Below are 19,481 nucleotides of genomic sequence, written 5' to 3' on the forward strand. Positions count from 1 at the left end.
TTTTCGTAAACCGTGCCGATTACAGGCTGGATACGTTCTCAGACAGGTATTTAGCAACGCCGTCTGGAGACGCGTTCATGCCTTCTTTACCTTTTTCCCACTGAGCCGGGCACACTTCGCCGTGCTCTTCGTGGAACTGCAGCGCGTCAACCATGCGCAGCATTTCGTCGATGTTACGACCCAGCGGCAGATCGTTCACAACCTGGTGACGAACGATGCCGTTAGCGTCGATCAGGAAGGAACCACGCAGCGCAACGCCAGCGTCCGGATGTTCGATACCGTAAGCCTGCTGGATTTCGCGTTTGATGTCCGCAACCATTGCGTATTTCACCGCACCGATGCCGCCTTTGTCGACAGGGGTGTTACGCCATGCGTTGTGTACAAATTCAGAGTCGAAGGAGACGCCAACAACTTCCACGCCACGCTTCTGGAATTCTTCATAACGTTTGTCGAAGGCAATCAGCTCAGACGGGCAAACGAAAGTGAAGTCCATTGGCCAGAAGAACAGAACGGTCGCTTTACCGTTGGTGTGCTGTTTGAAGTTGAAGTTTTCAACGATTTCACCGTTGCCCAGAACTGCTGCAGCTGTAAAATCCGGAGCCGGACGAGTTACCAGAACCATATGATTCTCCTGTAGATACTAAGGTTATTTGGAACGCAACGCGAGCCAGTATAGAGAGTGTTCATGGATAAGACAAAGAGGTGGTGACAATCGTTCCGCCAGCTTTTACCTATCAATGTCAATTCTGTCAGAGCTGTTTGTTTTTCGCCTGCGCCATCATGCGCGGGTAAAACTGCCAGAAACGCGCTTCCAGCGCATCGTAATGTTCATCCAGGTCATACCAGGAATCCCGCAGCGCATCCAGTCGCGGTCGGCGGCTTGCCATCCCATTCAACACGTTCTGGATGAAATCCATCTCGCGATAGCGCTCTAGCCAGCGTTCCGACCATAAATAGTTATTCAGATTCACAAAGCGCGGCGGCGAGTCGGGCAGAATGATCGACACCTGCTGGTGGGCATAGCGCACAAACGCCGGCAAGGGCATCTCCGGCGACAGCTGTTCCCAGTGGCGCGACAGAAAGTGATCCCACATCACGTCGAGCGTGATCGGCGCAACGCGGCGCGTTTCAGGGCGAAACCACGCTTTGGCTTCCGTCACTTCCGGCAGCTTATCCGTCAGCACGTCGATGCGGCGGTGCATGAAAATTCCGTCGACAACCTCCGGGGAATAGTCCTCAGCGGGGTTGCCGCGTACGAAATCGGCCAGCAAATTGCCGGACAGGGAGCTGTCAGCGAGGTGAGCGAGATGCAGGTGAGCGAGAAAATTCATGCGTTTTATTTGTCCGGGGGCGGCTAGTTGTTGCAGCAAAAGGGTGTGAGCACTAGACTATGCCGCCTGTTTTTAAGTCACGAGTATACGTCATGCGCGTCGCCGATTTCTCCTTTGAACTACCTGAATCCCTGATTGCTCACTATCCCATGCCTGAGCGCAGCAGCTGTCGCTTACTGTCACTGGATGGGCCAACGGGCGAGCTGACGCACGGTACTTTCACCGATTTGCTCGACAAGCTCAACCCTGGCGATCTGCTGGTCTTTAACAATACACGCGTGATCCCGGCGCGCCTGTTTGGCCGTAAAGCCAGCGGCGGCAAGATTGAAGTGCTGGTCGAACGTATGCTCGATGATAAACGTATTCTGGCACATATTCGCGCGTCTAAGGCGCCGAAGCCGGGCGCTGAACTGCTGCTGGGCGATGACGAGAGCATCAAAGCGACCATGACCGCGCGCCACGATGCGCTGTTTGAGGTGGAGTTCAACGACGAGCGCACGGTGCTCGATATCCTGAACGCCATCGGCCACATGCCGCTGCCGCCGTATATTGAGCGTCCGGACGAAGAGGCCGACCGCGAGCTGTACCAGACCGTCTACAGCCAGAAGCCAGGCGCCGTTGCTGCGCCGACCGCGGGCCTGCATTTTGATGAGCCGCTGCTGGAGAAACTGCGCGCGAAGGGCGTGGAGATGGCGTTCGTGACGCTGCACGTCGGCGCGGGAACCTTCCAGCCGGTGCGCGTGGACAGCATTGAAGATCACATCATGCACTCTGAGTATGCTGAAGTGCCTCAGGACGTGGTGGACGCGGTGCTGGCGGCGAAAGCGCGCGGTAGCCGCGTCGTGGCGGTCGGTACAACGTCCGTGCGCTCACTCGAGAGCGCCGCGCAGGCGGCGAAGCGCAATCTTATCGAGCCGTTCTTTGGCGATACGCAGATCTTTATCTACCCGGGCTATCAGTACAAAGTGATTGACGCGCTGGTGACCAACTTCCATCTGCCTGAATCAACGCTGATTATGCTGGTGTCGGCATTTGCCGGTTATCAGCATACGATGGCGGCCTACAAGTCTGCGGTAGAACAAAAATATCGCTTTTTTAGCTACGGGGACGCGATGTTTATCACGTACAATCCGCTGGCTTTGAATGAGCGTGTCGGGGAATAAGTCCGCGGCACCGTTTTACAACGTTGGACTGTTTTTCTGACGTCGGAGAAAAAATGAAATTTGAACTCGATACCACCGATGGCCGCGCGCGTCGCGGTCGCCTGGTGTTTGATCGCGGCGTGGTGGAAACCCCCGCGTTTATGCCTGTGGGCACGTACGGCACCGTAAAAGGGATGACGCCGGAAGAAGTAGAAGCCACCGGCGCACAGATTATCCTCGGCAACACCTTCCACCTGTGGCTGCGTCCGGGTCAGGAGATCATGAAGCTCCACGGCGACCTGCACGATTTCATGCAGTGGAAAGGCCCAATACTGACCGACTCCGGCGGCTTCCAGGTCTTCAGCCTGGGCGATATCCGCAAGATCACAGAGCAGGGCGTACACTTCCGTAACCCGATCAACGGCGATCCGATTTTCCTCGATCCCGAAAAATCGATGGAGATTCAGTACGATCTCGGCTCTGACATCGTGATGATCTTCGACGAATGTACGCCGTATCCTGCTGACTGGGACTACGCAAAATGCTCCATGGAGATGTCTCTGCGCTGGGCGAAGCGTAGCCGTGATCGTTTTGACTCCCTGCAGAACAAAAATGCGCTGTTCGGCATTATCCAGGGCAGCGTTTACGAAGATTTACGCGATATCTCTGTTAAAGGTCTGGTAGAGATAGGTTTTGATGGCTACGCTGTCGGCGGTTTGGCTGTGGGTGAGCCGAAGGAAGACATGCACCGCATTCTGGAGCATGTCTGCCCGCAAATCCCGGCGGATAAACCACGATACCTGATGGGCGTGGGTAAACCAGAAGATCTGGTTGAAGGCGTACGCCGCGGCATTGATATGTTCGACTGCGTCATGCCAACCCGCAACGCGCGTAACGGCCATTTGTTCGTTACCGATGGCGTGGTGAAAATCCGTAACGCGAAGCATAAGAGTGACACCAGCCCGCTCGATTCCGAGTGCGATTGCTATACCTGTCGCAATTATTCTCGCGCGTATCTGCATCATCTCGATCGTTGCAACGAGATTTTGGGCGCGCGTCTCAATACCATTCATAATCTTCGTTATTATCAGCGCTTAATGGCTGGTTTACGTAAGGCTATCGAAGAGGGTAAATTAGAGAGCTTCGTGACCGATTTCTACCAACGTCAGGGGCGGGATGTTCCACCGTTGAACGTTGATTAATTTTAATAATGAGGGAATTTGAATGAGCTTTTTTATTTCTGATGCGGTAGCGGCAACAGGTGCTCCAGCGCAGGGCAGCCCGATGTCTCTGATTCTGATGCTGGTTGTGTTCGGTCTGATCTTCTACTTCATGATCCTGCGTCCACAGCAGAAGCGCACCAAAGAGCACAAAAACCTGATGAACTCCATTGCGAAAGGCGATGAAGTACTGACTAACGGTGGTCTGGTGGGTCGCGTAACCAAAGTGGCTGAAAATGGCTACATTGCTATCGCCCTGAACGACACCACTGAAGTGGTCATCAAACGTGACTTCGTAGCTGCCGTTCTGCCGAAAGGCACCATGAAGGCGCTGTAATCCCAACTTTTCCCAAAGGGAACTGCCGTGTTAAACCGTTATCCTTTGTGGAAGTACATCATGCTGGTCGTCGTGATTCTCGTCGGCCTGCTGTACGCGCTTCCCAACCTGTATGGTGAGGATCCGGCTGTTCAAATCACTGGCGCGCGCGGTGTCGCCGCCAGTGAGCAAACGCTGATCCAGGTCCAGAAAACGTTACAAGAAGAAAAAATTACCGCTAAGTCTGTGGCTCTGGAAGAGGGTGCAATTCTTGCTCGCTTCGACACCACCGACACGCAGCTCCGCGCTCGCGAAGCGCTGATGGGCGTGCTGGGTGACAAATACGTCGTAGCGCTTAACCTTGCCCCTGCAACCCCGCGTTGGCTGGCTGCGATGAAAGCAGAGCCAATGAAACTCGGTCTTGACCTGCGTGGCGGCGTTCACTTCCTGATGGAAGTGGATATGGATACCGCACTCGGCAAGCTGCAGGAACAGAATATCGACAGCCTGCGCAGCGATCTGCGTGATAAAGGCATCGCTTACACCACCGTGCGTAAAGAAGATAACTACGGCATGAGCATCACGTTCCGCGACACTGCGGCGCGCGATCAGGCTGTAGATTACCTGACTCAACGTCACCGTGACCTGGTGATCACCTCTCAGGGCAGCAACCAGCTGCGCGCGGTGATGACCGATGCACGTCTGAAAGAAGCGCGTGAATACGCCGTTCAGCAGAACATCAACATTCTGCGTAACCGTGTAAACCAGCTGGGCGTGGCTGAGCCGCTGGTACAGCGTCAGGGTGCTGACCGTATCGTGGTTGAACTGCCGGGTATCCAGGATACAGCGCGTGCGAAAGAGATTCTGGGTGCGACTGCAACCCTGGAATTCCGTCTGGTTAACTCTAATGTCGATCAGTCCGCTGCTGCCGCAGGCCGTATTCCGGGTGACTCCGAAGTGAAACAGACCCGCGAAGGTCAGCCAGTTGTGCTGTACAAACGCGTGATCCTGACCGGTGACCATATCACCGACTCCACTTCCAGCCAGGACGAATACAACCAGCCGCAGGTTAACATCTCGCTCGATAGCGCGGGTGGTAACATCATGTCCAACTTCACCAAGGACAACATCGGCAAACCGATGGCAACCCTGTTCGTGGAGTACAAAGACAGCGGTAAGAAAGATGCAAACGGTCGTGCGGTGCTGGTGAAAGAGGAAGAGGTGATTAACATCGCCAATATCCAGTCTCGTCTGGGTAACAGCTTCCGTATTACCGGTATTAACAACCCGAACGAAGCGCGTCAGCTCTCCCTGCTGCTGCGTGCCGGTGCGCTGATTGCGCCAATTCAGATTGTCGAAGAACGTACCATTGGTCCAACTCTGGGTATGCAAAACATTCAGCAGGGTCTGGAAGCGTGTCTGGCCGGTCTGGTGGTCTCTATCCTCTTCATGATCTTCTTCTATAAGAAGTTTGGTCTGATTGCGACGTCCGCTCTGCTGGCAAACCTGGTGCTGATCATCGGCATCATGTCCCTGCTGCCGGGCGCGACGCTGACCATGCCGGGTATTGCGGGTATCGTTCTGACCCTTGCGGTGGCGGTCGACGCCAACGTACTGATAAACGAACGTATCAAAGAAGAGTTGAGCAACGGTCGCTCTGTGCAACAGGCGATTGAAGAAGGCTACAAAGGGGCGTTCAGCTCCATCTTCGATGCGAACGTAACAACACTGATTAAGGTTCTTATCCTGTATGCAGTGGGTACTGGCGCGATCAAAGGCTTTGCGATTACAACCGGTATCGGTGTTGCAACGTCGATGTTTACCGCTATTGTCGGCACCCGTGCCATCGTGAACCTGCTGTACGGCGGCAAGCGCGTCAAAAAGCTGTCTATCTGAGGAGTGCGTTGTGGCACAGGAATATACTGTTGAACAATTAAACCACGGCCGTAAAGTCTGGGACTTTATGCGCTGGGACTACTGGGCCTTCGGCATTTCAGGTTTCCTGCTGATTCTGTCCATCGTCATTATGGGCGTGAAAGGCTTTAACTGGGGGCTGGATTTCACCGGCGGTACGGTCATTGAGATCTCCCTGGAAAAACCGGTCGATATGGACCAGATGCGTTTGTCTCTGCAGAAAGCGGGCTTTGAAGAGCCGCTGCTGCAGAACTTCGGCAGCAGTCGCGACATCATGGTGCGTATGCCGCCGGTGCACGATGCTAACGGCAGCCAGGAGCTGGGCAGCAAGGTTGTTAGCGTGATTAACGAAACAACCAGACAGAACGCGGCGGTCAAGCGTATTGAGTTCGTCGGCCCAAGCGTGGGTGCTGACCTGGCGCAGACCGGCGCAATGGCGCTGCTGGTGGCGCTGATCTCCATTCTGGTATACGTAGGTTTCCGCTTTGAGTGGCGACTGGCGGCCGGTGTGGTTATCGCTCTGGCGCACGACGTGGTGATCACCATGGGCATACTGTCGCTGTTCCACATTGAGATTGACCTGACGATTGTGGCATCCCTGATGTCCGTTATCGGTTACTCACTGAACGACAGTATCGTGGTATCTGACCGTATCCGTGAAAACTTCCGTAAGATCCGTCGCGGTACGCCGTACGAAATCTTTAACGTGTCGTTGACCCAGACGCTGCACCGTACCCTGATCACATCCGGTACCACCCTGATGGTGATTCTGATGCTGTTCCTCTTCGGTGGTCCGGTACTGGAAGGCTTCTCGCTGACCATGTTGATTGGTGTGACTATCGGTACGGCGTCGTCTATCTACGTCGCGTCCGCACTGGCACTGAAACTCGGCATGAAGCGCGAGCACCTGCTCCAGCAGAAAGTCGAGAAAGAAGGGGCGGATCAGCCGTCCATTCTGCCGTAAGGCGACGTTTAGCGCGTTATCGAAATCCCGGTCGGTTGACCGGGATTTTTTTTATCTGCTCCTGACAAACACTCCTGACAGTATGCTGTCAGGAGCCCTGTCGTAGACTCCTTCTGAACCCAAACAACAGGCAGGAGAATATATGAAAAGCGTCATTAACTGGTTTGAAATTCCGGTCGCGGATATGGATCGCGCCATCAAATTTTATGAGCCGGTGATGCAGCTCGCGCTGCGTCGCGAGAAAATGGACTGTGCGGAGCTGGCCGTTTTCCCGCATGAGGATCCGTATACCGGCGGGGCGCTGGCAAAATTTGACGGCGTTACACCGTCTTTGCAGGGCGCTATTATTTACCTGCATACTGACAATCTGGCGGCCACGCTCGATCGCATCGCCTCTGCGGGCGGCGAGTGCGTGTTTGGCCCGCTGGAACTGCCGCATGGCATTGGTACTATCGCATTATTTACCGACAGCGAGGGTAACCGCGTCGGCCTCCATCAACCTGCCTGAGAGCGGAATAAGATATGACCCGACGCGCTGACCGTTTGTTTCAGATTGTGCAGATCCTGCGGGGCAGGCGTCTGACAACGGCAGCGCATCTGGCGGACCGGCTTGGCGTATCCGAGCGCACGGTCTACCGCGATATCCGCGACCTGTCGCTTTCCGGGGTGCCGGTGGAAGGTGAGGCGGGGAGCGGATATCGGCTGATGTCGGGTTTTGACCTACCGCCGCTGATGCTGACTAATAAGGAGTCAGAGGCGCTGATCGTCGCGATTCGCCTGCTCAAAACCTGGGGAGGGGAATCGCTGTCGCGCGAGCTGGAGTCGGCTCAGGAGAAGGTGCTGGCTATCCTGCCCGAGGAGAGTCGTCGAAAGGCTGAGCAGACGCGGATCTACGCCCCGGATTTTTGCATGCAAAGCCACTCCCGCAGCGATTTTGACAGGATCCATCAGGCGATTTCCGCCCAGCGCGTGCTGGCGCTGCATTACCGTGATGAAGCCGGACAGCTCTCAAAGCGCGAGGTTCAGCCGCTGGGCTTGTTCTTCTGGGGGGAGCGTTGGCTGCTGGCGGCGTGGTGCGAACGGCGCGATGACTATCGCTGTTTCCGGCTCGACCGATGCCTCAATATTGTGCAGACGGAGAGGCGGTTTAGCGAGAGTGCGGACAGATCGCTGGCGGATTTTTTGCGAAAGGTTAAGCAGTAAAAAGCCAGCTCTTGAGCTGGGTTTTTTAGCCGGCGGCGAGGTAAAAGCAAAACGGCAACGTATGTTGCCGTTTTAGTATTTGTTCCCTCTCCCTGTGGGAGAGGGGCAGGGTGAGGGCATCAGCCCGCACAGTCCCGAACAGGTTAGAAGTTATAACCCACAACCAGGTAACCACCCCAGCCGGTAGAGCGGACGCTGAAGTCGCCGTTGCCGAAGTTCAGGCTCGCGTCGTCGTTCCACTGACCACCGTTGTGCCAGTAACGCGCAACAACAGAGTAGTGCCAGTGATCGTAGTTCAGCGCCAGGATGTGGCTGGAGGCGATGGAGTCGTTGGTGCGCGCTTTCTTACCGTTCAGGTCGCGGAAGTCGTTGTCGCCCAGATCTGAACCCCAGTCAAAGTTGGTGAAGCCGATATAGCTCAGGTTACCGCCCCACAGCTGGGTAATTGGCACAAAGTATTTCACTTTGAAACGGTAGCCATCCCACTCGTTTTCGTTCGCAGCACCGTAGTTCTGCCACTGGTACTTAGCATACACGTTCAGAGACAGGCTCATTGGCAGGCCGGTATCGATGTCCGTACCCAGACCCATGTACCAGGTGCTCTGGCGACCGGACTTGTTGCGGCCCATGTCGTAGATGTAGTTGTTCGCAAAGTACCACTCTTTGAACGGACCAAACGCCAGGCTGGTACCGGTCAGTTTATCAATAGAGAAACGTGGTTCAATTTCCATGAACAGTGGGGAACCGTGGTTCCAGATACCTTTCGCGTCGGTGTTACCGCCGAAGAATACCGGTGCATCCATATAGCCATAGAAATCAAACCAGTCTTTCTTGGCGAACGCTTCGTACTCCAGGTAGGTATCGTTGCGGATCTGTGGTCCGAAACGGGTGTGGTAGCTGCCGACTACGTTAACGCTCTGGTGCCACCAGTCGGAGAGGTATTGTGGTTTATCGTTTTCCGCTGCGTTAACAGTGAAAGAGGAAGAAAGTGCCAGCACGGCGCCAGCTGCGAGTAATGTTTTTTTCATAATCATGCCACTGATTGAAATTCCCTTCCGGGAGTGAAAAATGCGCGAATTGCGTTTCTAAATATTTCGTGTTTCTGCGGTGCCTATTATAGGAATCCCTGCTCACAAAAATATGTGTTGTTTCACATATCTCTCATACGCGTAATCGATTGCGTTCACGTTTGCGTACTTTAAACGGCCGGGATTGTAGCGGCAATCATTTATGTTGCCAATCCATACGAAATGTAAATGTTAGCGGAGTGACATTTCACTCCGCTAAAAAGGAGGGGATTAGTGCGCGGCGGGTTGAATGTCGTGAATGCGGATAAAGCCTAACTGTTCCGGCGTAAGACCGCTTAACTGAAGCGGGATATCCACATCGCTTGGTGCTAAAACACTGGCCGGGGCGGTGAAGAGTTGATTCTTCACGTTCACCTCCTGGTAATTCTCCGTGGTGCCCTGGATCTGGCCCCACTCGACAGTGCCGCTGAAGGCCGGAAGCGGATCGTTGGACTCTCCCTGGATACGTAATGTTGCGCGAGTACCATCTGCATTCGCCGCCACATTCACCAGAGACATTTTTAGCGTGCCGATCTGACTATTGAGCCGCGCAGGCGTATTCGCGCCCGGCAGCAGATAAACCCCGCTGCTGGATTTGGCATTCAGCGCGTTTTGCTGGGTGATTTTCACCGTTTCTTTGTTCAGCTTGTCCATCGCCGTATTGAGCGTATTGACGCTCTGTTTCAACTGACGGACTTCGGTTTGCTGTGCACAGGCGCTAAGGGTGAAGAGGCTCCCCACCAGCAAAATTTTAAGGTAACGTCTTGTCATTGCGTTTATTTCCTTGAAATAACGGATCGCCTTAATGGTAGCCAGCCTCAACGTGTCAGACATAGATCCTTTGTCTCAAAAAGCTCTTCCTTTGTTGTCAGGCCAGATCAGGGTAAAATGAAAATTAGTTAACCACATAACAGGGATACCGTATGCATTGCCCATTCTGCTCCGCTGTGGATACCAAAGTCATCGACTCTCGTCTTGTGGGCGAAGGGTCATCCGTACGCCGTCGTCGGCAGTGTCTGGTGTGCAACGAGCGTTTCACGACCTTTGAGGTTGCAGAGCTGGTAATGCCGCGCGTGGTAAAAAGCAACGACGTGCGCGAGCCGTTTAACGAAGAGAAACTGCGCAGCGGGATGCTGAAGGCCCTGGAAAAACGACCCGTCAGCGCGGACGACGTTGAGATGGCGTTAAACCACATAAAATCTTACCTTCGTGGTTTGGGTGAGCGTGAAGTGCCGAGCAAAATGATTGGCAACCTGGTGATGGAGCAGCTGAAAAAGCTCGATAAGGTCGCCTATATCCGCTTCGCCTCGGTCTACCGCAGCTTCGAAGACATCAAAGAGTTTGGCGAAGAGATCGCCCGCTTACAGGATTAAGCTCATGCAGGATGAGATTTACATGGCGAGAGCCATGAAGCTGGCGCAGCGCGGTCGTTTTACCACCCATCCCAACCCGAACGTCGGGTGCGTTATCGTTAAAGATGGCGAGATCGTAGGGGAGGGGTTTCACTATCGTGCTGGCGAGCCGCATGCCGAGGTCCATGCGTTGCGCATGGCCGGTGAGAAGGCGCGCGGTGCCACAGCCTACGTCACGCTGGAGCCCTGCAGCCATCACGGGCGTACGCCGCCGTGCTGCGAAGCGCTGATCGCGGCGGGTGTTTCACGCGTGGTCGCCTCAATGCAGGACCCGAATCCACAGGTTGCCGGACGCGGTCTGTATCGCCTGCAGCAGGAAGGCATTGACGTCAGCTATGGGCTGATGATGCAGGACGCGGAAGCGATCAACAAAGGCTTTCTGAAGCGCATGCGCACGGGGTTCCCGTATATTCAGCTTAAGCTGGGCGCCTCGCTGGACGGTCGTACGGCGATGGCAAACGGCGAAAGCCAGTGGATCACGTCACCACAGGCAAGGCGCGATGTGCAACGTCTTCGCGCGCAAAGCCATGCTATTCTCACCAGCAGTGAAACCGTTCTGGCTGACGATCCGGCCATGACCGTGCGCTGGGACGAGCTGAATGCGGATACTCAGGCGCTTTACCCGCAGGAGAACCTGCGTCAGCCGCTGCGTATTATCATTGATAGCCAGAACCGCGTGACGCCGGAGCACCGTATTGTCCAGCTACCGGGTGAAACCTGGATTGCCCGCACCAAAGAAGATACGCGCGAATGGCCGGAAGGCGTGCGCAGTATTATGGTGCCGGAGCATAACGGTCATCTGGATCTGGTGGTGCTGATGATGCTGCTCGGCAAGCAGCAGGTGAACAGCATCTGGGTTGAAGCGGGGCCAACGCTCGCCGGTGCGCTTTTACAGGCCGGGCTGGTGGATGAGCTGATTGTTTACGTTGCGCCTAAACTGTTAGGTCACGACGCGCGCGGCCTGTTTGTGCTGCCCGGCCTTGAAAAACTGGCCGACGCACCGCAACTCAAATTTAGCGAGATTCGTCCGGTAGGCCCGGATGTCTGCCTCCACTTAACGACAGCGTAATTGCTCCTGAAATAGGGAAGCAGTGCGCAAAGTATTATGATAAAATCCGCCCCCCTGCGGGGCCAAATGAACCCGTAAAGGAAGAGTATGAACATTATTGAAGCTGCTGTAGCTACCCCGGACGCTCGCGTCGCCATCACCATTGCGCGTTTCAACAACTTCATCAACGACAGCCTGCTGGAAGGTGCGATTGACGCCCTGAAACGTATCGGCCAGGTTAAAGATGACAACATTACCGTTGTTTGGGTTCCAGGCGCTTACGAACTGCCACTGGCGGCGGGCGCGCTGGCGAAAACCGGTAAATACGACGCGGTGATTGCGCTGGGTACCGTTATTCGTGGCGGCACTGCGCACTTCGAATACGTTGCGGGCGGTGCAAGCAACGGTCTGGCACACGTTGCGCAGGATGCTGAAATTCCTGTCGCGTTCGGCGTGCTGACCACCGAAAGTATTGAACAAGCCATCGAACGTGCTGGCACCAAAGCCGGTAACAAAGGTGCAGAAGCTGCACTGACCGCGCTTGAAATGATCAATGTATTGAAAGCCATCAAGGCCTGATTTTTTTGTAAGGGGAATTCCGTGAAACCTGCTGCTCGTCGCCGCGCCCGTGAATGTGCCGTCCAGGCACTTTACTCCTGGCAGTTGTCCCAGAACGACATCGCTGATGTTGAATACCAGTTCCTGTCAGAACAGGACGTAAAAGACGTTGACGTTCTGTACTTCCGCGAACTGCTGTCGGGAGTGGCGACTAATAGCGCGTATCTCGATGGCCTGATGAAGCCATACCTGTCCCGTCTGCTCGAAGAGCTGGGTCAGGTTGAAAAAGCAGTGTTGCGTATCGCGCTGTTTGAGCTGTCTAAACGTGATGATGTGCCGTATAAAGTGGCCATCAACGAAGCGATCGAGCTGGCGAAAACCTTCGGCGCTGAAGACAGCCACAAGTTTGTAAACGGCGTACTTGATAAAGCAGCACCTGCGATCCGTCCCCACAAAAAGTGATCCGCAAACCGGAGTCCTGCATTGCCTGACGGGCAGTGCGGCTCCGGTTTTTTCTTTTATTTGCTGAGGCATAACGTATGGCATGCGGCGAATTCTCCCTGATTGCCCGTTATTTCGACCGTGTCAGAACCTCTCGTCTTGATGTTGAAACCGGCATTGGCGATGACTGTGCACTTCTCAATATTCCCGAAAAACAGACGCTGGCAATCAGCACCGACACCCTGGTGTGCGGCCGTCATTTCTTACCGGATATCGATCCTGCCGATCTGGCGTATAAAGCCCTGGCGGTTAACGTCAGCGATCTGGCGGCGATGGGTGCCGATCCCGCGTGGCTGACGCTGGCTCTGACGCTGCCTGAAGTAGATGAAGCCTGGCTGGAAGCCTTTAGCGATGCGCTGTTTGAGCAGCTTAGCTATTACGATATGCAGCTGATTGGCGGCGATACGACTGCCGGTCCGCTGTCGATGACGCTGGCGATCCACGGCTACGTGCCGCTCGGCCGCGCGCTGAAGCGCTCAGGTGCAAAACCCGGCGACTGGATCTACGTGACCGGTACGCCGGGCGACAGCGCGGCTGGGCTGGCGATCCTGCAGAACCGTTTAGCGGTTGAAGACGCTGACGATGCGGCGTATCTGGTGAAACGCCACCTGCGGCCAACGCCGCGTATTCTGCACGGCCAGGCGCTGCGCGAACGGGCAAGCTCGGCTATCGATCTCTCTGACGGACTGATCTCCGATCTCGGTCATATTCTGAAGGCCAGCGGCGTCGGTGCGCGCGTTGACCTGGATCTCTTCCCGCTGTCTGAGCAGCTGCTTCGCCATGTGGAGCCTGAGCAGGCCCTTCGCTGGGCGCTCTCCGGTGGTGAAGACTATGAGTTGTGCTTCACGGTGCCTGAGCTCAACCGTGGAACGCTGGACGTGGCGTTAGCGCATCTCGGCGCGAAGTTTACCTGCATCGGTCAGATCATGCCGGAGAGTGAAGGGCTGAAGTTTGTGAAAGACGGTGCGCCCGTTAAGCTGGACTGGAAAGGGTACGATCACTTCGCGTGATGTTGTGCGCTCTGTATTGCCGGGTGGCGGCTTCGCCTTACCCGGCCTACGGATTAGATGGTAAGAGCTTACTTAAACCCCACCACAGGATGCTGCTGATACGGCGTCTCCAGCTCGGCAATCTGCTCCGGCGTCAGCGTGATATCCACCGCATTCAGCAGCTCATCCAGCTGTTCTTCCCGCGACGTTCCAATAATCGGCGCTGCGACCCCGCGCTTGCCCAGCAGCCACGCCAGCGCCACCTGCGCGCGGGTTGCACCGGTATCATCGGCGATCCCGGCTAAACGTTCGGCAATCAGCGCATCGCTGGCTTCTGTACCGCCATAGAGATTCTTTCCCACTTCATCCGATACGAGGCGAGCCGTGGTTTCACCCCACGGACGGGTCAGGCGACCGCGCGCCAGCGGGCTCCACGGGATCACCGCCACGCCCTCCTGATGGCATAGCGGCAGCATCTCGCGTTCTTCTTCACGATAGATCAGATTGTAGTGATCCTGCATGGTGACAAAGCGCGCCCAGCCGTGCTGCGCCTGGAGATCCAGCGCCTGGGCAAACTGCGACGCGTGCATAGACGACGCGCCGATGTGGCGTGCTTTACCGGCTTTGACCACATCATTCAACGCTTCAAGCGTCTCCTCGACTGGCGTGTTGTAATCCCAGCGGTGAATTTGCAGCAGGTCGACGTAATCCATATTCAGGCGTCTGAGGCTGTCATCAATGGAGCGCAGGATCTGCGCGCGAGAAAGGCCCTCAGCCAGGTCACCCACCGGGTAGTAGACCTTGGTGGCGACGACGATGTCATCACGACGGGCAAAATCGCGCAGGGCGCGGCCGACAATCTCCTCGCTGCTGCCGTCGGAGTAGCTGTTGGCGGTGTCAAAGAAGTTAATGCCGCCCTCGATGGCGCGTTTGATAATCGGACGGCTGCTCTCTTCCGGCAGCGTCCAGGCGTGGTTTCCCCGATCGGGCTCGCCAAAGGTCATGCAGCCCAGGCAAAGTCGGGAAACCTTAAGGTCCGTTTTTCCTAATGTTGTGTATTGCACGGTTCCGCTCCTGCTGTTTAAACACCAGGTTTAAGCATAGCAGGAGCGGAAAAGGGGGAAGGGGTCAGTCCAGCCAGGCGCGGATTTTGGCTTCGATACCGGCGGCGTCCAGGCCTATAGCCGCACGGGCTTCATCCTGGGTACCCTGAGGAATGAAATGATCCGGCAGGCCGAGGTTCAGCACCAGCACGGCTTTACGGTTCGCCATCAGCACCTCGTTCACGCCGCTGCCCGCGCCGCCCATGATGGCGTTTTCTTCCAGCGTGACCAGCACGTCATGCGTCTCAGCCATACTCAGAATCAGAGAGTCATCGAGCGGCTTCACAAAGCGCATGTCCACCAGGGTGGCATTCAGCGCTTCAGCCGCTTTCGCGGCCTCGGGCATCAGCGTGCCGAAGTTCATGATCGCCACTTTCTCACCGCGACGCTTAACCACCCCTTTACCGATCGGTAGTTTTTCCAGCGGCTGAAGCTCAACGCCTACCGCATTGCCGCGCGGGTAGCGAACGGCGCTTGGGCCATTCTGATAGTGGTAGCCGGTAAACAGCATCTGACGGCATTCGTTCTCGTCGCTTGGCGTCATGATAACCATATCGGGAATACAGCGCAGGAAAGACAGATCAAACGCGCCCTGGTGCGTCTGGCCGTCGGCACCGACGATGCCTGCACGATCGATAGCAAACAGTACCGGCAGCTTCTGAATCGCCACGTCGTGGATAACCTGATCGTAGGCGCGCTGCAGGAAGGTGGAGTAGATAGCGACAACCGGCTTGTAGCCCCCAATAGCCAGGCCCGCTGCAAACGTCACCGCATGCTGCTCGGCAATAGCAACGTCAAAATACTGGTCAGGGTATTTTCTGGAGAACTCCACCATGCCGGAGCCTTCACGCATGGCAGGCGTCACCGCCATCAGCTTGTTGTCTTTCGCGGCGGTTTCGCACAGCCAGTCGCCGAAGATTTTGGAATAGCTCGGCATGCCGCCGCTACTTTTTGGCAGACAGCCGCTGGACGGGTCAAATTTCGGTACCGCGTGGAAGGTGATCGGATCTTTTTCCGCCGGTTCGTAACCGCGCCCTTTTTTAGTCATGATATGCAGGAATTGCGGGCCTTTCAGGTCGCGCATGTTCTTGAGCGTGGTCACCAGGCCCAGCACGTCATGGCCGTCAACCGGGCCAATATAGTTAAAGCCCAGCTCTTCAAACAGGGTGCCCGGCACCACCATGCCTTTGATGTGTTCTTCGGTACGCTTGAGCAGCTCTTTAATCGGCGGTACGCCGGAGAAGACTTTCTTGCCGCCTTCGCGCAGCGAGGAGTAAAGCTTGCCGGAGAGCAGCTGGGCCAGATGGTTGTTCAGCGCGCCGACGTTCTCGGAGATCGACATTTCGTTATCGTTAAGGATAACCAGCATGTCCGGCTTGATGTCGCCCGCATGGTTCATGGCTTCGAAGGCCATACCGGCGGTAATGGCCCCATCGCCAATCACGCAGACGGTGCGGCGCTGCTTGTTCTCTTTCTCGGCGGCAACGGCAATACCGATGCCCGCCGAAATGGAGGTGGAGGAGTGGCCGACGCTCAGCACGTCGTACTCGCTCTCACCGCGCCACGGGAACGGGTGCAGGCCGCCTTTCTGACGAATGGTGCCAATTTTATCGCGACGTCCGGTCAGAATTTTGTGCGGATAAGCCTGGTGGCCCACGTCCCAGATGAGCTGATCGAACGGCGTGTTATAGACGTAGTGCAGCGCCACGGTCAGCTCTACCGTGCCAAGCCCGGAGGCGAAATGGCCGCTGGAGCGGCTTACGCTGTCGAGCAGGTAGCGACGCAGCTCGTCGCACAGCTTCGGCAGGCTCTCTTTCGGCAACAGACGTAACTCCTGGGTGGAGTCAACTAACGCCAGTGTCGGGTATTTGGCAATATCAAAACTCATCAAAGGCTCATCGTGATATATAGTTTATTTATTACGCTGGATTATATAGTCCGCTAGCGCTTCCAGTGCCGAGGTATCCAGCGATTGCGCGGCCAGTTCATTTAGCGACTGGCGGGCATCATCAATCAGATCCCGGGCTTTACGCTGGGCTTGCTCAAGACCCAGCAGGGCGGGGTAGGTACTTTTGCCAAGCTGCTGGTCCGCACCCTGACGTTTACCCAATGTTGCAGTATCGCCCACCACATCCAGAATGTCATCCTGAACCTGGAATGCCAGGCCGATACTTTCTGCGTATCTGTCCAGAATCGGCAGGGCTTTGCGCCCTTGTTCACCCGCGCTCAGCGCGCCCAGGCGAACGGCGGAACGAATCAACGCCCCGGTTTTATGGCGATGAATACGCTCCAGCTGTTCCAGATTAACCTGACGTCCTTCCGCTTCAAGATCCAGCGCCTGTCCGCCGCACATGCCGGCCACGCCGCTGGCCATTGCCAGCTCGGAGATCATCGCCAGGCGGTCGCGGTCGGCCACTTCCGCCATCGGCGCGTCGCTCAGAATCGAGAATGCCAGCGTTTGCAGGGCATCACCCGCCAGAATGGCATTCGCCTCGCCAAACTTGATATGGCAGGTGGGTTGACCCCGACGCAAATCGTCGTCGTCCATGGCCGGGAGATCGTCGTGGATCAGCGAGTAGGCATGGATGCACTCAACGGCGGCTGCCGGGGCGTCCAGCGTGTTGTCGCTGATGCCAAACATATTGCCCGTGGCGTATACCAGGAACGGGCGCAGGCGCTTTCCACCCAAGAGTGCGCCATAGTGCATGGCTTCAACCAGTGGAGTGTTCTGAAAAGGCTGTGGCGCAATAAAACGGCGCAGGGCGTCGTTGGCGCGTACGACACGCGCCTGAAGCTCGTTGGAAAAATCCATTTACTCGGCGTCCGGTGTAAAAGGCGTGGTTTTCGCGTCTTCGCTGTCGGAAAGCAGGATCTGCACGCGCTGCTCGGCCTGCTGCAGTTTGACCTGTCCCTGGCGCGCCAGCTGCACGCCACGCTCGAATTCGTTGAGCGCCTCTTCCAGCGGGAGATCGCCGCTTTCAAGACGGGTAACGATTTGCTCCAGTTCACTCAGCGCAGTTTCGAAACTGGCCGGTGCGTCGTTCTTCTTCGGCATAGTGAATTGACTCTTATATTCTCAGCCCCGACATGGTAACGGACTCAGGGCAATTATCAAATAACGCGCAATGTGCACAGGAGCGGCGCGATGGTGGTATACTTGCGCGCCTGGATGCAGCCACGGGTGTGGGCTGCTGTACTCTTTTCCATTACAAGCCTTAATACGCTTGCCTAAGAAACATTGCCGCCATGAAGTTTATCATTAAATTGTTCCCTGAAATCACCATCAAAAGCCAATCTGTGCGTTTGCGCTTTATTAAAATTCTCACCGGGAACATTCGTAACGTATTAAAGCACTACGACGAAACCCTCGCCGTGGTGCGCCACTGGGACCACGTTGAAGTGCGCGCCAAAGACGAAAACAAACGTCAGGATATTCGCGACGCGCTGACCCGTATTCCGGGGATCCACCATATCCTGGAAGTGGAAGATGTTCCGTTCAGCGATATGCACGACATCTTCGAGAAAGCGCTGGTCCAGTACCGCGACCAGATCGAAGGCAAAACCTTCTGCGTGCGCGTGAAGCGTCGCGGCAAGCACGAGTTCAGCTCTATTGAAGTGGAACGTTACGTCGGCGGCGGTTTGAACCAGCACGTTGAAACGGCGCGCGTTCGTCTGACCAACCCGGACGTAACCGTGAATCTGGAGATCGAAAACGATCGCCTGCTGCTGGTGAAAGGGCGCTATGAAGGTATCGGCGGCTTCCCGATTGGCACCCAGGAAGACGTATTGTCCCTGATCTCCGGCGGCTTCGACTCCGGCGTCTCCAGCTATATGCTGATGCGTCGCGGCTGCCGTGTGCACTATTGCTTCTTCAACCTGGGCGGCGCGGCGCACGAAATCGGCGTTCGTCAGGTCGCGCATTACCTGTGGAACCGCTTCGGCAGCTCCCACCGCGTGCGTTTCGTGGCGATCAACTTCGAACCTGTGGTCGGCGAAATCCTCGAAAAAGTGGACGACGGCCAGATGGGCGTGGTGCTGAAACGCATGATGGTGCGTGCGGCGTCCAAAGTTGCCGAGCGCTACGGCGTGCAGGCGCTGGTCACCGGTGAAGCGCTGGGCCAGGTTTCCAGCCAGACGCTGACCAACCTGCGTCTCATCGACAACGTGTCTGATACGCTGATCCTGCGTCCGCTGATCTCCCATGATAAAGAGCACATCATCGATCTGGCGCGCGAAATCGGCACCGAAGATTTTGCCCGCACCATGCCGGAATACTGCGGCGTGATCTCAAAAAGCCCAACGGTGAAGGCGGTGAAGGCGAAGATCGAAGCGGAAGAAGAGAACTTCGATTTTAGCATTCTGGAAAAAGTGGTGGAGGAAGCCTCCAACATCGACATCCGCGAGATTGCCCAGCAGACCGAGCAGGAAGTCGTTGAAGTTGAAACCGTGAGCGGTTTTGGTGCCAGCGATGTGATTGTGGATATTCGTTCTATTGATGAACAGGACGCCAGCCCGCTGAACGTCGAAGGCGTGGAGGTGGTTTCTCTGCCGTTCTACAAGCTGAGCACGAAGTTTGGCGATCTCGACAAGAGCAAAACCTATCTGCTGTGGTGCGAGCGCGGGGTGATGAGCCGCCTGCAGGCGCTGTATCTGCGCGAGCAGGGCTTTGCGAACGTGAAGGTGTATCGCCCGTAGTTTTTTGCCGGGGAGTGC

At 56.0% G+C, this 19,481-nt stretch carries 21 protein-coding genes; 13 read left to right on the forward strand and 8 right to left on the reverse strand.

Going from position 1 to position 19,481, the window contains the following annotated elements:
• Positions 1-19 precede the first annotated feature (19 nt).
• Together UTM25_RS18300 and acpH are read right to left on the reverse strand one after the other, a co-directional pair.
• Entirely contained in the window at positions 20-622 is a 603-nt protein-coding gene (locus tag UTM25_RS18300; RefSeq protein ID WP_014168840.1) for a peroxiredoxin, read from the reverse strand.
• Between the two features lie 127 nt (positions 623-749).
• Positions 750-1,331 (reverse strand): ACP phosphodiesterase, encoded by a 582-nt coding sequence (gene acpH / locus UTM25_RS18305; RefSeq protein ID WP_023310549.1) that lies wholly within the window; start codon positions 1,329-1,331, stop codon positions 750-752.
• Between the two features lie 92 nt (positions 1,332-1,423).
• Between acpH and queA the strand changes: the two genes are divergently transcribed.
• The 7 genes from queA (at position 1,424) to UTM25_RS18340 (ending at position 8,090) form a co-directional block, all read left to right on the forward strand.
• Positions 1,424-2,494, forward strand: coding sequence for a tRNA preQ1(34) S-adenosylmethionine ribosyltransferase-isomerase QueA (queA, locus tag UTM25_RS18310; protein ID WP_059446575.1), 1,071 nt, complete (start codon positions 1,424-1,426; stop codon positions 2,492-2,494).
• Positions 2,495-2,547: 53 nt separating this feature from the next.
• A complete protein-coding gene (gene tgt, locus UTM25_RS18315) occupies positions 2,548-3,675 on the forward strand; it encodes a tRNA guanosine(34) transglycosylase Tgt (protein ID WP_320715156.1) in 1,128 nt (375 codons plus the stop codon).
• Positions 3,676-3,697: 22 nt separating this feature from the next.
• Positions 3,698-4,030 (forward strand): preprotein translocase subunit YajC, encoded by a 333-nt coding sequence (gene yajC / locus UTM25_RS18320; RefSeq protein ID WP_003859109.1) that lies wholly within the window; start codon positions 3,698-3,700, stop codon positions 4,028-4,030.
• A gap of 27 nt (positions 4,031-4,057) precedes the next feature.
• Entirely contained in the window at positions 4,058-5,905 is a 1,848-nt protein-coding gene (secD, locus tag UTM25_RS18325; RefSeq protein ID WP_194399694.1) for a protein translocase subunit SecD, read from the forward strand.
• A gap of 10 nt (positions 5,906-5,915) precedes the next feature.
• On the forward strand, positions 5,916-6,887 hold the full coding sequence (gene secF / locus UTM25_RS18330) for a protein translocase subunit SecF (protein WP_194399695.1): 972 nt from the start codon (positions 5,916-5,918) through the stop codon (positions 6,885-6,887).
• Between the two features lie 142 nt (positions 6,888-7,029).
• Positions 7,030-7,395: a VOC family protein gene (locus UTM25_RS18335; protein ID WP_033144761.1), complete on the forward strand. Its 366-nt coding sequence runs from the start codon at positions 7,030-7,032 to the stop codon at positions 7,393-7,395.
• A gap of 14 nt (positions 7,396-7,409) precedes the next feature.
• Positions 7,410-8,090: a helix-turn-helix transcriptional regulator gene (locus UTM25_RS18340; RefSeq protein ID WP_039263922.1), complete on the forward strand. Its 681-nt coding sequence runs from the start codon at positions 7,410-7,412 to the stop codon at positions 8,088-8,090.
• A 143-nt stretch (positions 8,091-8,233) separates the two neighbouring features.
• On the opposite strand, the gene UTM25_RS18345 is transcribed toward UTM25_RS18340, so the two are convergent.
• Together UTM25_RS18345 and UTM25_RS18350 are read right to left on the reverse strand one after the other, a co-directional pair.
• A complete protein-coding gene (locus UTM25_RS18345; protein ID WP_025756198.1) occupies positions 8,234-9,118 on the reverse strand; it encodes a nucleoside-specific channel-forming protein Tsx in 885 nt (294 codons plus the stop codon).
• A gap of 270 nt (positions 9,119-9,388) precedes the next feature.
• Positions 9,389-9,928, reverse strand: coding sequence for a DUF3251 domain-containing protein (locus UTM25_RS18350; RefSeq protein WP_045909789.1), 540 nt, complete (start codon positions 9,926-9,928; stop codon positions 9,389-9,391).
• A gap of 152 nt (positions 9,929-10,080) precedes the next feature.
• On the opposite strand from UTM25_RS18350, the gene nrdR reads away from it, so the two are divergent.
• From nrdR to thiL, 5 genes are all read left to right on the forward strand, one after another.
• Positions 10,081-10,530: a transcriptional regulator NrdR gene (nrdR, locus tag UTM25_RS18355; protein WP_008503337.1), complete on the forward strand. Its 450-nt coding sequence runs from the start codon at positions 10,081-10,083 to the stop codon at positions 10,528-10,530.
• A gap of 4 nt (positions 10,531-10,534) precedes the next feature.
• Positions 10,535-11,638 (forward strand): bifunctional diaminohydroxyphosphoribosylaminopyrimidine deaminase/5-amino-6-(5-phosphoribosylamino)uracil reductase RibD, encoded by a 1,104-nt coding sequence (ribD, locus tag UTM25_RS18360; RefSeq protein WP_194399696.1) that lies wholly within the window; start codon positions 10,535-10,537, stop codon positions 11,636-11,638.
• An 87-nt stretch (positions 11,639-11,725) separates the two neighbouring features.
• The gene (ribE, locus tag UTM25_RS18365) at positions 11,726-12,196 is read left to right on the forward strand and encodes a 6,7-dimethyl-8-ribityllumazine synthase (protein ID WP_006176874.1); all 471 of its coding nucleotides are present in this window, start codon (positions 11,726-11,728) and stop codon (positions 12,194-12,196) included.
• Positions 12,197-12,217: 21 nt separating this feature from the next.
• Positions 12,218-12,637: a transcription antitermination factor NusB gene (gene nusB / locus UTM25_RS18370; protein WP_006809908.1), complete on the forward strand. Its 420-nt coding sequence runs from the start codon at positions 12,218-12,220 to the stop codon at positions 12,635-12,637.
• A 77-nt stretch (positions 12,638-12,714) separates the two neighbouring features.
• On the forward strand, positions 12,715-13,686 hold the full coding sequence (gene thiL, locus UTM25_RS18375) for a thiamine-phosphate kinase (RefSeq protein ID WP_194399697.1): 972 nt from the start codon (positions 12,715-12,717) through the stop codon (positions 13,684-13,686).
• A gap of 68 nt (positions 13,687-13,754) precedes the next feature.
• Here thiL and UTM25_RS18380 read toward each other — a convergent pair whose 3' ends face one another.
• The 4 genes from UTM25_RS18380 to xseB form a co-directional block, all read right to left on the reverse strand.
• Positions 13,755-14,729 (reverse strand): aldo/keto reductase, encoded by a 975-nt coding sequence (locus UTM25_RS18380; protein WP_194399698.1) that lies wholly within the window; start codon positions 14,727-14,729, stop codon positions 13,755-13,757.
• Positions 14,730-14,793: 64 nt separating this feature from the next.
• Positions 14,794-16,656 carry a 1-deoxy-D-xylulose-5-phosphate synthase gene (gene dxs / locus UTM25_RS18385; protein WP_194399699.1) on the reverse strand — a complete coding sequence of 621 codons (1,863 nt, stop codon included), beginning with the start codon at positions 16,654-16,656 and terminating at the stop codon, positions 14,794-14,796.
• 24 nt (positions 16,657-16,680) lie between these two features.
• Positions 16,681-17,580: a (2E,6E)-farnesyl diphosphate synthase gene (gene ispA, locus UTM25_RS18390; protein WP_194399700.1), complete on the reverse strand. Its 900-nt coding sequence runs from the start codon at positions 17,578-17,580 to the stop codon at positions 16,681-16,683.
• The gene (xseB, locus tag UTM25_RS18395) at positions 17,581-17,823 is read right to left on the reverse strand and encodes an exodeoxyribonuclease VII small subunit (RefSeq protein ID WP_008503331.1); all 243 of its coding nucleotides are present in this window, start codon (positions 17,821-17,823) and stop codon (positions 17,581-17,583) included.
• 191 nt (positions 17,824-18,014) lie between these two features.
• Between xseB and thiI the strand changes: the two genes are divergently transcribed.
• On the forward strand, positions 18,015-19,463 hold the full coding sequence (gene thiI, locus UTM25_RS18400) for a tRNA uracil 4-sulfurtransferase ThiI (protein WP_045887927.1): 1,449 nt from the start codon (positions 18,015-18,017) through the stop codon (positions 19,461-19,463).
• Positions 19,464-19,481 lie beyond the last annotated feature (18 nt).

Source organism: Enterobacter sp. 61D5, from assembly GCF_034107965.1.
Taxonomy (GTDB): Bacteria; Pseudomonadota; Gammaproteobacteria; order Enterobacterales; family Enterobacteriaceae; genus Enterobacter; species Enterobacter cloacae_M.

Bases quoted from the DNA above. Each gene is read 5' to 3' on its own strand.
- acpH (WP_023310549.1), bottom strand. From the start codon at position 1,331: ATGAATTTTCTCGCTCACCTGCATCTCGCTCACCTCGCTGACAGCTCC.
- UTM25_RS18340 (WP_039263922.1), top strand. From the start codon at position 7,410: ATGACCCGACGCGCTGACCGTTTGTTTCAGATTGTGCAGATCCTGCGG.
- yajC (WP_003859109.1), top strand. From the start codon at position 3,698: ATGAGCTTTTTTATTTCTGATGCGGTAGCGGCAACAGGTGCTCCAGCG.
- UTM25_RS18300 (WP_014168840.1), bottom strand. From the start codon at position 622: ATGGTTCTGGTAACTCGTCCGGCTCCGGATTTTACAGCTGCAGCAGTT.
- ribD (WP_194399696.1), top strand. From the start codon at position 10,535: ATGCAGGATGAGATTTACATGGCGAGAGCCATGAAGCTGGCGCAGCGC.
- queA (WP_059446575.1), top strand. From the start codon at position 1,424: ATGCGCGTCGCCGATTTCTCCTTTGAACTACCTGAATCCCTGATTGCT.
- UTM25_RS18335 (WP_033144761.1), top strand. From the start codon at position 7,030: ATGAAAAGCGTCATTAACTGGTTTGAAATTCCGGTCGCGGATATGGAT.
- xseB (WP_008503331.1), bottom strand. From the start codon at position 17,823: ATGCCGAAGAAGAACGACGCACCGGCCAGTTTCGAAACTGCGCTGAGT.
- thiI (WP_045887927.1), top strand. From the start codon at position 18,015: ATGAAGTTTATCATTAAATTGTTCCCTGAAATCACCATCAAAAGCCAA.
- thiL (WP_194399697.1), top strand. From the start codon at position 12,715: ATGGCATGCGGCGAATTCTCCCTGATTGCCCGTTATTTCGACCGTGTC.
- nrdR (WP_008503337.1), top strand. From the start codon at position 10,081: ATGCATTGCCCATTCTGCTCCGCTGTGGATACCAAAGTCATCGACTCT.
- tgt (WP_320715156.1), top strand. From the start codon at position 2,548: ATGAAATTTGAACTCGATACCACCGATGGCCGCGCGCGTCGCGGTCGC.
- UTM25_RS18345 (WP_025756198.1), bottom strand. From the start codon at position 9,118: ATGAAAAAAACATTACTCGCAGCTGGCGCCGTGCTGGCACTTTCTTCC.
- UTM25_RS18350 (WP_045909789.1), bottom strand. From the start codon at position 9,928: ATGACAAGACGTTACCTTAAAATTTTGCTGGTGGGGAGCCTCTTCACC.
- ispA (WP_194399700.1), bottom strand. From the start codon at position 17,580: ATGGATTTTTCCAACGAGCTTCAGGCGCGTGTCGTACGCGCCAACGAC.
- dxs (WP_194399699.1), bottom strand. From the start codon at position 16,656: ATGAGTTTTGATATTGCCAAATACCCGACACTGGCGTTAGTTGACTCC.
- ribE (WP_006176874.1), top strand. From the start codon at position 11,726: ATGAACATTATTGAAGCTGCTGTAGCTACCCCGGACGCTCGCGTCGCC.